At 63.4% G+C, this 13,173-nt stretch carries 11 protein-coding genes; 7 read left to right on the top strand and 4 right to left on the bottom strand.

What is annotated here, in order from left to right; translation table 11 throughout:
* Positions 1–34: 34 nt before the first annotated feature.
* From D5125_16835 to pgi, 7 genes are all read left to right on the top strand, one after another.
* On the top strand, positions 35–1,495 hold the full coding sequence (locus tag D5125_16835) for a flagellar hook-length control protein FliK (GenBank protein QFY90991.2): 1,461 nt from the start codon (positions 35–37) through the stop codon (positions 1,493–1,495).
* Positions 1,496–1,706: 211 nt separating this feature from the next.
* Positions 1,707–2,696, top strand: coding sequence for a DUF4351 domain-containing protein (locus tag D5125_16830; protein ID QFY90990.1), 990 nt, complete (start codon positions 1,707–1,709; stop codon positions 2,694–2,696).
* Positions 2,697–2,758: 62 nt separating this feature from the next.
* Positions 2,759–3,928, top strand: a complete 1,170-nt coding sequence (locus tag D5125_16825; GenBank protein ID QFY90989.1) for an MFS transporter — start codon at positions 2,759–2,761, stop codon at positions 3,926–3,928.
* A gap of 168 nt (positions 3,929–4,096) precedes the next feature.
* Positions 4,097–4,705 carry an SMC-Scp complex subunit ScpB gene (gene scpB / locus D5125_16820; GenBank protein ID QFY90988.1) on the top strand — a complete coding sequence of 203 codons (609 nt, stop codon included), beginning with the start codon at positions 4,097–4,099 and terminating at the stop codon, positions 4,703–4,705.
* Entirely contained in the window at positions 4,702–5,466 is a 765-nt protein-coding gene (locus D5125_16815; protein QFY90987.1) for a pseudouridine synthase, read from the top strand. The genes scpB and D5125_16815 overlap by 4 nt, the downstream gene beginning before the upstream one ends.
* On the top strand, positions 5,463–6,134 hold the full coding sequence (locus tag D5125_16810) for an endonuclease (GenBank protein QFY90986.1): 672 nt from the start codon (positions 5,463–5,465) through the stop codon (positions 6,132–6,134). The genes D5125_16815 and D5125_16810 overlap by 4 nt, the downstream gene beginning before the upstream one ends.
* An 81-nt stretch (positions 6,135–6,215) precedes the next feature.
* Positions 6,216–7,865 carry a glucose-6-phosphate isomerase gene (pgi, locus tag D5125_16805; GenBank protein ID QFY90985.1) on the top strand — a complete coding sequence of 550 codons (1,650 nt, stop codon included), beginning with the start codon at positions 6,216–6,218 and terminating at the stop codon, positions 7,863–7,865.
* A 25-nt stretch (positions 7,866–7,890) separates the two neighbouring features.
* Here the strand turns inward: pgi and D5125_16800 are convergent, their stop codons facing one another.
* The 4 genes from D5125_16800 to D5125_16785 form a co-directional block, all read right to left on the bottom strand.
* Positions 7,891–9,015, bottom strand: a complete 1,125-nt coding sequence (locus D5125_16800) for a hypothetical protein (protein ID QFY90984.1) — start codon at positions 9,013–9,015, stop codon at positions 7,891–7,893.
* 213 nt (positions 9,016–9,228) lie between these two features.
* On the bottom strand, positions 9,229–10,074 hold the full coding sequence (gene rsmA / locus D5125_16795; protein QFY90983.1) for a 16S rRNA (adenine(1518)-N(6)/adenine(1519)-N(6))-dimethyltransferase RsmA: 846 nt from the start codon (positions 10,072–10,074) through the stop codon (positions 9,229–9,231).
* A complete protein-coding gene (locus tag D5125_16790) occupies positions 10,071–12,158 on the bottom strand; it encodes a diguanylate cyclase (GenBank protein ID QFY90982.1) in 2,088 nt (695 codons plus the stop codon). Before D5125_16790 ends, rsmA begins: the two co-directional genes overlap by 4 nt.
* Positions 12,155–13,150 carry an ABC transporter substrate-binding protein gene (locus D5125_16785; GenBank protein QFY90981.1) on the bottom strand — a complete coding sequence of 332 codons (996 nt, stop codon included), beginning with the start codon at positions 13,148–13,150 and terminating at the stop codon, positions 12,155–12,157. The genes D5125_16790 and D5125_16785 overlap by 4 nt, the downstream gene beginning before the upstream one ends.
* Positions 13,151–13,173 lie beyond the last annotated feature (23 nt).

The raw sequence follows: 13,173 nt of genomic DNA, 5'->3' as shown, positions 1-13,173 counted from the left end.
TTATTCTCTGAGCAAAGCCATTCAGAGAAACGCCATGTCTGTACAATCCAGCCAACTGCCAAGCTTTACCCAACCCGTTGCCGAGGCGCGCCCGAGGGAGACGCCCCAGGTGCGCGAGCGGGACAACGACGAGTTCTCCGGCCTGATGAAGGAACAGCAGGTCAAAAAAAGGGATGAAGTAGAACCGGCACAGCGCAAGGAACCTGCCGCCGAACGGGAAGATGTCCGGGCCAGGGAGCCTGTCGAGGAAAGGGAAACCCTTGCCGACAAGGGCAAGGATTTGCCGTCCGAGAAGAAAGAGTCGGCAGGGGCTGAAGACGGCAGCGGGCAAGGGAGCAATGAAGATGCTCCAAGACTTGCCACGGAAGAGCCTGAAGAAGGAGATGAGGGGCCTGGCGAACCGGCCAGCATCGACGCCTTGCTTGGGCAATTGCGTGCCTTGGAAAAGGACACAACCGAGGGCGAACCCGGCCTGACGCCGGGGTCTTTGCTGACTGATATCAAGGGCGAACCCGGCCTGACGCCGGGGTCTTTGCTGACTGATGCCGAGGGCGCAACAGGCCTGACGCCGGGGCCCTTGCTGGCGGATGCCCAGGCCCAGCGTGGCGATAGCCCCTTGACTGAACAGGCGCTGGCGGCCCAGCAGCTGGATACTTCTATCCCAAGCGCTCTTTCCCTTGCCGGATCGGCGGCCCTGTCGGCCCCCGAGCTGACCGGTCAGACCCAACTTCAAGGCCAGGCACAGTCCCTGTTCCAGCGGCTGCAAGGGGATTTGCTTAACAATGCCAGCAATCCCACAACAAGCCTGAATACCGCCAGTTGGGCCAGCCAGTTGCAAGCCCTGCAAGAGGCCGATGGCAAGGGTTTCGATGACCTGATGCAGCGCGGTTTCAGCGGCTTCCGCGACCCTTCAGGCAGCCTGTTGGGGCCACAGTTGGGAGGCGATGAGGCCCTCAAGGGCTTCAACCAGATCATGAGCCAAATGAACGCCGCCCGTCCCGCAGCGGCAGCAAGCGCCGCGCTGGAGACAGCGGCCAGCACCACGCAACAGCCGCGCCCGCTGGAGGTGCCCGTCGGCTCCAAGCAATGGGGCGAGGGGGTGGGCGAGCGCATCCAGTGGATGATGAACCGGGGCATGGATCAGGCGCAGATCCGCCTCAATCCCCAGCACCTGGGTCCGCTGGAAATCCGACTCTCGATGACCAATGACCAGGCCAACGTCAGCATCATGGCGCAACACGCCATCACCCGGGATGCCATAGAACAAAGCCTGCCACGCCTGCGGGAAATGCTGCAAGACGCCAACCTCAACCTGGGCAATGTGGACGTCGGCCAGCGCGAGGCGGCCCCCCAGCGGGAGCAGGCCCAGCGCGACCAGGGCCCGGATGGGCGTGGCTTTGGCGAGGACGGCGATGAACTCCTTGACGGCGATGAGGAATTGACCGCCAACACAGCCCCCCGGCAGAAGCTGGGCCTGATCAGCGAGTTTGCCTGATGCTTTCCTCACTCCAACCTGCTCCCGGCTCAGCGTAAGGATAAGGCAAGAGGTCTGTAAACCCTCGCCAGACCGACGGGTGAATGCAGAACAAGGGTGGGGCTTCTTATGTTGTGCAGCGGAATCCGGGGTTAGCTGGGTGCCGCATCCTCGTGCATGCTATTTTCCCCTGAATCTTGCCGCCTTCACCCGAAGACCCTAAACTTGCCCCATGGTCCTGAAGCCGCAAACCCCCACCGACGACTACGACAGCCCCTGGAAAGAGGTGCTGGAGCACGCCTTTCCGGAATTCATGGACTTCTACTTCCCTGAGGCCAACGCCGCCATCGACTGGAGCAAGGGCTACAGCTTCAAAAACACCGAACTGCGCCAGGTGGTGCGCGATGCCGAGCTGGGCAAACGCTTTGCCGATGCCTTGGTGCAGGTCACCCTGCTGGATGGCACCGAGGGCTGGGTCTATATCCACATCGAAGTGCAGGGCGAGCCCGAAAGCCAGTTCCCCAAGCGCATCTACACCTACAACTACCGCCTGTTTGACCGTTACAACCGGCCCATCGCCAGCTTCGCCGTGCTGGCCGATCAAAACGAACACTGGCGGCCCGACCACTTTGGCTACGACATCCTCGGCTGTCGTCATCGCCTCGATTTCCCCATCGCCAAGCTGCTGGATTACGCCACCCAAGCCGATGCGCTGGAAGATCACCCCAACCCCTTTGCCCTGGTTACCCTGGCCCACCTGCGCACCGGCCAAACCCGGCATGACCCCGAGGCCCGCTATCAGGCCAAACGCACCCTGGTTCGGCTGCTCTACAAGCGCGGCTGGGAGCGCCAGCGTATCCTCGACCTCTTCGCGGTGCTGGACTGGATGATGCGGCTACCCGACGGCCTGGAGCAGAAATTGTGGCAAGATATCGATCAAATTGAAGGAGAGACCCAAATGCGTTATGTCACTAGTGTAGAGCGCCTAGCCACCGAGCGTGGGCTACAAAAAGGCATGGAACAAGGTATGCAGCAAGGTATGCAGCAAGGTATGCAGCAAGGCGAAATCGTGCTTCTGGAACGCCTGATCAGCAAACGCTTCGGCGCGCTCAGTTCAGAGAGCCGGGCAAGGCTGGAGAGCGCCACCCTGGAACAACTGGAGCTCTGGGCTGAACGCATCCTGGAGGCATCGGACCTGGATGAGGTCTTCAGCAACCACTGAGTGGCAACGACCCGGCATGGCGCTCCCCCAGCTCGCTGACTTGCGCCATCCAGGCGGAACCCATGCCGATCAGAACCCTGCCCGATAAGGGGCTTTGGCGCATCCAGCTGCTGGTGTTCTGCCTGGTGGTGGCTGCCTTCAGCAATATCTACATCACCCAGCCGGTGCTGCCTGTGCTGGTGCGGGAGTTCGGCGTTGATGCGGCCACCGCCTCGCTGTCCGTGTCGGCGGTGATCCTGGGCATTGCCCTGGCCAATCTGCCCTTTGGCCGTCTGAGTGACCACTACGCACTGCGGCCGTTGATTCTGATCGCCGCCTTCATGGCGGCCCTGGCCGATCTGGTCTGCGCCCTGACCCAGAGTTTTCAGCTGTTGGTGGCGGCGCGCTTCCTGCAGGGGCTTTTCATCCCCGCCCTGACCACCTGCGTTGCCGCCTACCTGGCCAATGCCCTGCCGTTGCAGCGTCTCAATGTGGCCATGGGGGCCTATGTCTCGGCCACAGTGGTGGGCGGTTTGGGTGGGCGCTTGCTGGGAGGCTTTCTGCATCCGCCGCTGCACTGGCGCTATGCCTTCTTCAGCGCGGCGGGGCTGTTGCTGGTCACCAGCCTGGCCGCCGCGCGCTGGCTGCCTGGGGTGGCGCGCAGGCCGCAACAGCATCAGGGTCAGCTGGGCTTTGCCGGGTTGCTGCGCTCCTGGCCCGCGCTGCGCCTGTTTCTGGTGGGCTTTGGTGCCTTCTGGGTGTTTTCCGCCACCTTCAATTTTCTGCCCTTTCACCTGAGCGAGCCGCCCATTTCCGCCTCCACCGGGCTGATTACCGGGCTATATACCGCCTACCTCATCGGTGCCCTGATGGGGCCGCTGTCCGGGCGTTTGGCCAATCGCTTCGGCAGCCCCCTTACCCTGGTGCTGGGCTCCCTGCTGTTCGGCCTCTCCCTGGCCGGGCTGGCGGCTCCCAATCTGGCCTTGGTGATCCTCGCCTTGCTCGGCAGTTGCGCGGGTTTCTTCACCATCCATGCGGCCGCCAACGGTGCCCTCAACGGTCGCCTCAGCGGCAGTCGCGGCCGGGGCAATGCCCTCTATGTGCTGTTTTACTACGTCGGCGGTGCCCTGGGTATCACCGTCAGTGGCTATCTCTGGCGATACGGGGGTTGGGATCTGGTGCTGGGGGTGAACGCCTCGGTGCTGTCCATTCCCCTGTTGATTGGCCTGTACGAGCTGAAACGCCAGCCCTGAGAGGCGGTCAGCGGCCAAGGGCGCTATACTGGGGCGCAGTAGAGGTATCCCAAAGGCGACAGGCCCTTGCCGCCCTGGATGGCCGCGATCCTTGTGCCGTTTTGCTTCCTCTATGCTTCCGGCCGTGCCGGGTTAGGATTACACAATGACCGACTGGGGTGAACCGAGGTGCCAGTGGAGCTGAAGCTGATTCTGGAGGCGGCCCTGCTGGCAGCCGGGCGGGCGTTGAGCCTGGAGCAGTTGCAGGGGCTGTTCGAGGAGGCCGAGCAGCCGGACAGGACCGATCTGCGCCGGGCCTTGCAGGCGCTGGAGCAGGATTATGCCGGGCGCGCCATCGAGCTTAGGGAGGTCGCCGGCGGCTACCGCCTGCAGGTGCGTCAGGCCTATGCAGCCAGCATCGCCAATCTCTGGCAGGAGCGGGCACCGCGTTATTCCCGCGCCCTGCTGGAGACCCTGGCGATCATCGCCTACCGCCAGCCGGTGACCCGTGGCGAGATCGAGGACATACGCGGCGTGGCGGTGGCCAGCAATATCATCAAGACCCTCTCCGACCGCGACTGGATTCGCGTGGTGGGGCGGCGCGATGTGCCCGGCCGACCGGCGCTCTATGCCACGACACGGGAATTTCTGGATTACTTCGACCTCAAATCCCTGGATCAGCTGCCCACCCTGGCCGAGATCCGCGACTTTGACTCCATCAACCGCGAGCTGGATCTGAACGATCCCGACCGCCTGGAAGAGCCCGCCCCGGCAACGCCATCACAGGATCAGTCATGAAAAAAGCCAAGCCCGAAGCGGCCGGTGAGCGCATCCAGAAACTGCTGGCCAATGCCGGCTGGGGCAGCCGTCGGCAGATCGAGACGCTGATCGCCGAGGGCCAGATCCAGCTCAATGAGCGCATCGCCCAGCTGGGGGATCGCGCCGTGCCGGGGGATCGCCTGCGCATGGGGCGGCGCAGCCTGGAGATCAAGGCCAACCAGAGCACCCAGCTACCCCAGGTGATTGCCTACCACAAGCCCGAGGGCGAACTGGTCACGCGCAGCGACCCCGAGGGGCGCAAGACGGTATTTGCCGCCCTGCCCAAGATCCGCCAAGGGCGCTGGATCGCCGTGGGTCGGCTGGATATCAACAGCTCCGGCCTGCTGCTGTTTACCAGCGATGGCGACCTGGCCAACCGGCTCATGCACCCCTCGCTCAAGGTGGAGCGGGAGTACGCCGTGCGCGTGCTGGGCGAGGTTAGCCCGGATATGCTCTATCAGCTGACCCACGGCATCGAGCTGGAAGACGGCAAGGCGCGCTTTGAGGAGATCGTCGAGTCCGGCGGTGAGAGCGCCAATCGCTGGTATCACGTGGTTCTGGTGGAGGGGCGCAACCGCGAGGTGCGGCGCATGTGGGAGGCGGTGGGTGGCCGCGTCAATCGGCTCATCCGGGTGCGCTACGGGCCCATCCTGCTGGGCAAATACCCGCGCCTGGGCCAATCCCGCGCGCTGGAGAAGGATGAAGTCCAGGCGCTGTTGCGGCTGGTGGGCAAGGCATGAGCCAACCCCTGGGCCTGCCGGCCGAACCCCTGCGCTGGGCATTCCAACAGTTGCTGGCGGCTTATGGCCCACAGCACTGGTGGCCGGCGCAGAGCGCCTTTGAGGTCATGCTGGGGGCGATACTCACCCAGAACACCGCCTGGACCAACGTGGAAAAGGCCATCGCCAACCTGCGCCAGGCCGAGATGCTGGATACGCAACGGCTGGCCGAGGCCGATCCGGCCCAGCTGGCGCAGATCATACGTCCGGTCGGCTATTTCAATATCAAGACCCAGCGGCTGCAGGCCTTCTGCCGTTTCTATCTGCAACAGGGGCATGAGCGCCTGGCGGCGCTGAGCACGGACGTGCTGCGCCAAACCCTGCTGGGGGTAAAGGGGGTAGGGCGGGAGACCGCCGATGACATGCTCCTGTATGCCTTTGAGCGGCCCGTGTTCGTGATCGATGCCTACAGCAGGCGTCTGTTTTCTCGCCTGGGGCTGTGTCAGGGCGATGAGCCCTATGACAGCCTGCGCCTGGGCCTGGAGCAGGCCCTGCGGGGGGACGTGGGGCTATACAATGAATATCACGGCCTGATTGTGCGGCACGCCAAGCAACACTGCCGTAAGCGGCCGCTTTGCGCCGACTGTCCCTTGCGGCCGCGTTGTGCGCAGGCGCAGCTGTCGGCATGAGAAGGGCAGGCCCCGTGGCGCTGAATCTGGGATAATCCCGGCTTTGTGCACGGCCAGCCGGCCCAGATCAGGATTACTGCCATGACCCGATTCTCCGCAAGCCCGAGCATCCCGCAACTGCAACAACATTGGCGGCAGATGGCCGATGTGCAGATGCAGGACCTGTTCGCCAGCGACCCGCAGCGCTTCGAGCGATTCTCCCTGGAGGCCTGCGGCATCCTGCTGGACTATTCCAAGAACCGCATCAGGGATGAAACCCTGGGCCTGCTTGGGCAACTGGCCGAGGAGCGGCAGCTGCCGACCTGGATCCAGCGCATGTTCAGCGGCGAGGCGATCAACAACACCGAGCAGCGCGCCGTGCTGCATGTGGCCCTGCGCAATGACCCGGCCCAGCCCATTCGGGTGAACGGTGAGGATGTCATGCCGGGGGTGGAGCGGGTGCTGGGGCAGATGGAGCGGCTGTCCGAGGCCATTCGCAACGGCAGCTGGAGCGGCCACGGCGGCCAGCGTATCACCGATGTGGTGAATATCGGCATTGGCGGCTCCAACCTGGGTCCGCTGATGGTGTGCGAGGCCCTGCGCCCCTATTGGCAGTCAGGTCTCAGACTGCACTTTGTCTCCAATGTGGACGGCACCCACCTGAGCGAGACCCTGCGCCCGCTCAAGGCCGAGACCACCCTGTTCATCGTTGCCTCCAAGACCTTCACCACCCAGGAGACCCTGAGCAACGCCTTCTCCGCCCGCGCCTGGCTGCTGGACCAGTTGCACGACGAGCAGGCGGTGGCGGCGCACTTCATCGCCATTTCCACCAACCGGGCCAAGGTGGAGGCCTTTGGCATCGACAGCAATCACATGCTGGAGTTCTGGGACTGGGTCGGTGGCCGTTACTCGCTCTGGTCCGCCATCGGCTTTCCCATCGCCGTGGCCATCGGCATGGACAGGTTCCGCCAGTTGCTGGCCGGTGCCCGCTGCATGGATCAGCACTTCCGCCAGGCCCCCTTGGCGGCGAACATGCCGGTGATCCTGGCCCTGCTGGGTATCTGGTATAGCAACTTTGCCGGGGCCAGCAGCCAGGCCATACTGCCCTATGACCAGTATCTGCGCTATCTGCCGGACTATCTGCAACAGGCGGACATGGAGAGCAACGGCAAATCGGTGACGCGAGATGGCGAGGCCGTGGATTACCCCACCGGCCCCATCATCTGGGGCAGCGCCGGGACCGATGGCCAGCACGCCTATTATCAGTTGATCCACCAGGGCGGCCACCTGATCCCCTGCGATTTCATCGCCCCGGTCAACAGCCACAACGAGCTGGGCGACCAGCATCTGAAGCTGATCAGCAACTTCCTCGCCCAGCCCGAGGCCCTGATGCGCGGCAAGAGCGCCGAGCAGGCCCGTGCCGAGCTAGAGGCCGCCGGGGTCAGCGGCGAGCGCCTGGAGCTGTTGGCGCGGCACAAAACCTTCCCCGGCAACCGGCCCAGCAACAGCCTGATGTTCGATCGCCTCACCCCCGAGGTGCTGGGCAGCCTGATCGCCCTGTATGAGCACAAGATCTTCGTCCAGGGCGTGCTCTGGGGCCTGAACTCCTACGACCAATGGGGCGTAGAGCTGGGCAAGGAGCTGGCCAACCGCATCCTGCCGGAACTCAGGGGCGAGCCAGGTCAAGGCAGGCACGACAGCTCCACCCAGGGCCTGATCCGCCACTTCCTGCAGCACCGTCAGTCCGATTGAGTTTGCGTTGTGCATCCCGCAGCACTCAAAAGCCAAACAGGCTGGGGTCGGCGTAGTAGCGCTGTTGCTGCCTTTCCCTTAGTGCCTGCCTGAGTTGGCTGAGGTTTTTCAGACTGTCCAGCAGTCTGGCCTCCGCCTGCGCCTGCTCGGCCAGGGCCTGCTTCCAGTCTTCAATTTTCTCCTGCCGGGATTCGGCGTCGCTGGCGTAGAGGGTTTGGTACACCTGGTATCTGACGGGGTGTGTACAGGCGTAGGTGGCGCGTTCAAATGCCAGTTCCTCGATCTGTTCCTCCAGTAGGGCGCAGATCTGGGCCATCTCCTGCTCGGCGATTTCTATACCGCGCTCATCTATGTGTTCACTGTAGATGCTCAGCAGGGTCATCAGATCGCCCTGTTTGCGTGCCTTGAGCAGTTGCGTCATCTGCTGCTGCTTGATCGCCCGCTTGTCCTCGTCCTGCTCCCGGTCCGGGTGCAGGGCCTGGGCCGCCTTTCTGAACAACTGCTTGACCCAGTCGCTGTCCATCGGATTTTTGTCCTGGCGGTGGGCGGGTTCGAACCGATCTTCCTCCTGCTGGGCGGGATCATCCTCCCAGGCATCTGCCCAGGGCGGGTCGGTATCCTTGTGCAGACCATCAAACCCGAACAGGTCATCCTGAAGGCCTTCGTCATCCTCGGTCTCATCCCAATCGGCCTCGGCCTGGTTCGGGTTGGTGTCGAAGAATGCCTCAAAGTCGCTCAGGGCATAGTGCAGTTCCTGTTGCATCTCCTCCAGGGTCATGTCCATGGATTTGGCCAGGGCGGCCTGATAGTCCAGGTCGAGTGCCGCAGCGGCCTGGCGGTCAAAGGCGGCTATCTTTGAGACCAGCTGGCCGAGCCAGTGGCCGAGTTCGTCGCGGTGCCAATCGGCCAGGCTTTTGCGGCTGGCGAAGACGATCAGCTTTTGCGCCAGGGCCTTGAGGGTGTCGAGTTGCGCCTCGTCTTGCTGGCGCGAATAATCGCTGTACAGCCCAACCAGCTCATTCAGTTCCCGCTCGAAGTCCTGATTGTGCCGCCGCAGCTCGAGCAGTTTCCGGCTGAGGCGTTCAAAGCGCTTCTGGATCGGGCTTTTTTGGGCTGCACGGGCGCGGTTTTGGCTGATGACGATTTTCATGTCGATCCTTGTTTGAATCTCACTTGCTTGAATCTCAGCCATTATCTCGGTATGGCTGGCCGTGTACGTCCTGGGGTGGGAGGCCGGCTTTGCCGTGCGGCATAGGGCGGACCACGCCCGCCGCCAAGCCACAGCAATGATGCCTGCCCCTGGTGGTTGCGCGGCGGCCACGGGCCGCCCTATTCGATTGGCTGAGATTTGTGGGTAATCGGCTCATCTTAAGGTTGAATCAGGTACGGTTGGTGCTGGGTGTTGGTCGGCCGGGTCTTCCGCCCTTGCGCTCAGCTGCGCCAGCTGGGCGAATTGGCCTATGTCCAGGGTCTCGGCGCGGGCGCTGGGGTCAACCCCGGCGGCACGAATCTGGGCCTCGTCCAGCAGGCCCTTGAGGCAGTTACGCAGGGTCTTGCGGCGCTGGCTGAAGGCGGCGCTGACCAGCCGGGCAAAGGCACCGAAATCGGCGATGGGGTAGGGCGGTTGGGCGTAGGGCGCAAGCCGCACCAGGCTGGAATCCACCTTGGGGGCCGGGGTGAAGGCAGCGGGGCCGATGTCGAACAGATGGCTGACCCGGCAGCGCGCCTGCAACATCACCGTCAGGCGGCCGTAGTCCTTGCCGCCGGGCTCGGCGGCCATGCGCTGCACCACCTCCTTTTGCAGCATGAAGTGCATGTCCCTTATGTAATTGCTTATGTAATTGCTCTGCTCCAGCAGATGAAACAGCAGCGGCGTGGAGATGTTATAGGGCAGGTTGCCCACCAGGCGCAGGGGCTGGTCCCTGCCCAGGGGGGCGAAATCAAACTTGAGGGCATCGGCGGAATGGATAATCAGCTCGCCCAGCCCGGCGCAGCCCTGGCGCAGCGGTTCGATCAGATCCCGGTCCAGTTCCACCACCTGCAGGCGTCCACAGGCCTGCAACAGGGGTCGGGTGATGGCCCCTTGGCCGGGGCCGATCTCCAGCAGGTTCTGGCCGGTCCGGGGGTTGATGGCGCGCACAATGCGACTTATTACCCCCTGATCGTGCAGGAAGTTCTGGCTAAAACGCTTACGGGCCTGGTGGCTCATGCCTTGCCGCTGCCGGTTTGGGTCAGTTGGTCGTAGAAGCGGTGACAGCCCCGGCCCTGCTGCTTGGCCTGATACATGGCCTGGTCGGCGTGCTTGATCAGGGTCTCGCAGTCCTTGCCGTCCTGTGGGTGGAGGCCGATGCCGATGCTGGCACCGATCTGCACCTCATGCCCCTGAATATCGAAGGTCTGCTGTAGCTGGTCTATGACCTTGGTTGCCAGTTTGGCGGCGTCTTCCCGTGATTGCAGGCTGGGCAGGATCAGGGTGAACTCGTCGCCGCCCAGGCGGGCAACGGTGTCGCTCATGCGCAAACAGGCCTGGATGCGCCCGGCGACCTGGATCAGCAGTTCATCCCCGGCATCATGGCCCAGGCTGTCGTTGACCTGTTTGAAGCGGTCCAGGTCGATGAACATCAGGCCCAGCAGGGCCTTGTTGCGCTGTCCCAGGTTGATCTGGAAGGCCAGCCGGTCGCGGAACAGGGCGCGGTTGGGTAGTCGTGTGAGGGGGTCGTAGAAGGCCAGTTGTTGCAGCTTTTCCTCGGTGGCCTTCTGCTGACTGATATCGACGAAGATGCCCACATAGTGACCAACCTGGCCCTGGCTGTCCTTGATGGCGGTGATATTGAGCCATTTTGGAAACACCTCGCCACTCTTGCGCCGGTCCCAGATCTCGCCTTCCCAGCCCCCCTCTTGCAGAATTGTTTGCCACATCTTCGCATAGAATGCCTTGTCATGGCGGCCCGATTTCACATGCCCGGAGGAGCGCCCGAGGATCTCTGCCTTGCTGTAGCCGGTGATGCGCTCATAGGCTGGGTTGACGTCCACCACTATACCCAGGGTGTCGGTGATGACTATGCCCTCGCCGGCGTTCTGGAAGACCTTGTCGGCCAGCAGCAGGCGCTCCTCGTTGCGCTTGCGCTGGCTGATGTCCTTGGCCACGCCGAGATAGCCCCGCACCTGGCCGGACTCATCGGTCAGGGTGCTGATGCCGAGCAGCACGGGAAAGTGGGAGCCGTCCTTGCGTACATAGGTCCATTCCTGCTCTTCTGCGGCCCCCTGGGATAGCCTGGCGATGAATACCTCGAAGTTGGGCCGGATCGGTCGGCCCAGCTCCCGGCTTAGCTGGGTGGCGCACCGCTCGATCTCTTCTGGCAGGTGGAACAGGAGCGGGCTACGCCGTCCCAGCAATTCCGCCTCGCTGTAGCCGAGCATCTGCTCACCCACGGCATTGATGCTGCTGATCACCCCCTTGGCATCGGTGGAGATGATGCACAGATGGGTGCTGTTGATGATCGCCAGCTTGGCCTGCTGGCTCTCCAGAAGCTCGGCCTCGTCCCGTCGCAGCCGCGTCAGCATCTGATCTATACCCTGGCTGATCTGCGCCAGTTCATCGTGCCCGCCAAGGCGCACCAGTACCCCGCGATCTCCGGCGGAGAAGGCCTGCAGGGCCTGTTGAATCAGGCCGATGCGGTGGGTGATGCGGAAATGTACCAGCAGGATCAGGCTCAGCCCCAGGCTGAGCACGCCGATGCCGTTGAGGCGGGCCTGATCACGCACCCTGGCACTGGCCGAATCCAGGTGATATTCCAGATCGGCCTGATGATAAAGCAGACCGCAGCGGGTGGCGCGCAGGGAGCGGTGGCTGTCCTGGGCGCAGATGCTGGCATAGCCCTGCACCCAGCGGCCATCCTTGGACAGCACCACCTGGCTGGCGCGATTGGCTATGACCTGCTGGGCTATATTCGGGTCGATGGGATAGTCAATCTGGTCCAGCTGCTGTTGGAGCAGGCGGTGCTGGGTGGCGGCGACAACCTGCCCCTCGGGCTCGGTCACTAGGCTTACCACCAGATCCAGTTCCGAGCCGAAGGAGGCCATCAGTTGGCGCATGCCATCGGCATAGTCGATCTTCAAGAATCGCTCTATGCTGCCCTGGGCCTGGTTAATACGGTTGCGCATATCCCGCTGCACCTCCTGGGTGACCTCTTCGCGCAGCAGGTCGCTGGTGAAGTGATAGGACAGGCCGACCACCAGCAACAGGATCAGCGCGGCGCTGACCGGGATGAGAAAACGCAGGGAGAAGATCATTTGACCGGCAGGCTGTCGGCAGAAAGGAGTTGGCTTAAATCGACGTCATCACCGAGCAGGTTCCGCTCGCGCATCAGCTGGCGCAGCTTGTGCAGGGTCTTCAGGAGGTCGGGCGTGGGGCCACCAATGAGCTTCAGGTTGTCCGCCGGGCTGGGCAGGTACAGGCCGGCATAGCTGTCCAATACCTCCCGAGGGCTGAGCTTGAGCCGTTTGCCGATCAGCCCGGCGGCCTCATCCGGCCTTTGCTGAAGCAGCTGCAGGGCCTGAAACCAGCCCTTGATCAGCTGCTCTACCGTCTCTGGCTGGCGCTGGAGGAAGTCCTCATGCACCACCAGGGCATCCACCACCTCACCGGGAATCTCCCGGCTGCTGAAGACCTCCCGGCCGCCGGCGTTGAGCAGCTGGGTGCGCACCGGCTCAAAGGTAACCACCGCATCCACCTGGCCGGAGACAAAGGCCTGGCGATGGCTACTGACATCCAGATGGGCGATGTCGATCTCATCCAGGCCCAGTCCATGCAGCTCCAGGGCTCGGGTCAGTACATAGGCCCCCAGGGCACCGCTCTCCACTGCCACCCGCTTGCCGCGCAGCCCGGCCATGTCCGGGATCTCCGGGCGGGCGATGATCACATCGGCCCCCTGGGAGATGTCCATCACCAGCACCAGGCGCAGGGGTACGCCATCTTGCTTGAGTAGCAGTGCCTCGTCCAGGGTCAGGCCAGCGGCCTCGATGGCGCGGTTGCGAAAGGCGCGCAACACCTCGGTGGCAGAGGGGTATTCGACCAGACGTATGGCCTTGTCCCAGCCCGGTTGCACGATATCCTGGGCCAGATAGAGGGGCTCATAGCCGGGCCACAGGTTGGTGCCCACCCGCAGGGTCTGTCCAGCCTGGGCGCAACCGCCCCAAAGTGATAGCAGGGCCAACAGCATCAGGCCCAGGGGACGCCAGGGCAGGGGGTGGGGGCCAGTGCGGGGGAAGGGGTTCAGGCGCATGTCAAGCTCCTTGGTTCAGGCCA

The sequence above is a fragment of the gamma proteobacterium SS-5 genome, from assembly GCA_009497875.2.
GTDB classification, from domain to species: domain Bacteria; phylum Pseudomonadota; class Gammaproteobacteria; order Chromatiales; family Chromatiaceae; genus Magnetovirga; species Magnetovirga frankeli.
Note: the sequence above shows the minus strand (reverse complement) of the source record. Positions and strands in the feature narration are given on the sequence as shown.

Excerpts from the sequence above, each read along its gene's own strand:
- D5125_16835 (QFY90991.2), top strand. The coding sequence starts at position 35 with ATGTCTGTACAATCCAGCCAACTGCCAAGCTTTACCCAACCCGTTGCC.
- D5125_16830 (QFY90990.1), top strand. The coding sequence starts at position 1,707 with ATGGTCCTGAAGCCGCAAACCCCCACCGACGACTACGACAGCCCCTGG.
- D5125_16825 (QFY90989.1), top strand. The coding sequence starts at position 2,759 with ATGCCGATCAGAACCCTGCCCGATAAGGGGCTTTGGCGCATCCAGCTG.
- D5125_16815 (QFY90987.1), top strand. The coding sequence starts at position 4,702 with ATGAAAAAAGCCAAGCCCGAAGCGGCCGGTGAGCGCATCCAGAAACTG.
- D5125_16810 (QFY90986.1), top strand. The coding sequence starts at position 5,463 with ATGAGCCAACCCCTGGGCCTGCCGGCCGAACCCCTGCGCTGGGCATTC.
- pgi (QFY90985.1), top strand. The coding sequence starts at position 6,216 with ATGACCCGATTCTCCGCAAGCCCGAGCATCCCGCAACTGCAACAACAT.
- D5125_16800 (QFY90984.1), bottom strand. The coding sequence starts at position 9,015 with ATGAAAATCGTCATCAGCCAAAACCGCGCCCGTGCAGCCCAAAAAAGC.
- rsmA (QFY90983.1), bottom strand. The coding sequence starts at position 10,074 with ATGAGCCACCAGGCCCGTAAGCGTTTTAGCCAGAACTTCCTGCACGAT.
- D5125_16790 (QFY90982.1), bottom strand. The coding sequence starts at position 12,158 with ATGATCTTCTCCCTGCGTTTTCTCATCCCGGTCAGCGCCGCGCTGATC.
- D5125_16785 (QFY90981.1), bottom strand. The coding sequence starts at position 13,150 with ATGCGCCTGAACCCCTTCCCCCGCACTGGCCCCCACCCCCTGCCCTGG.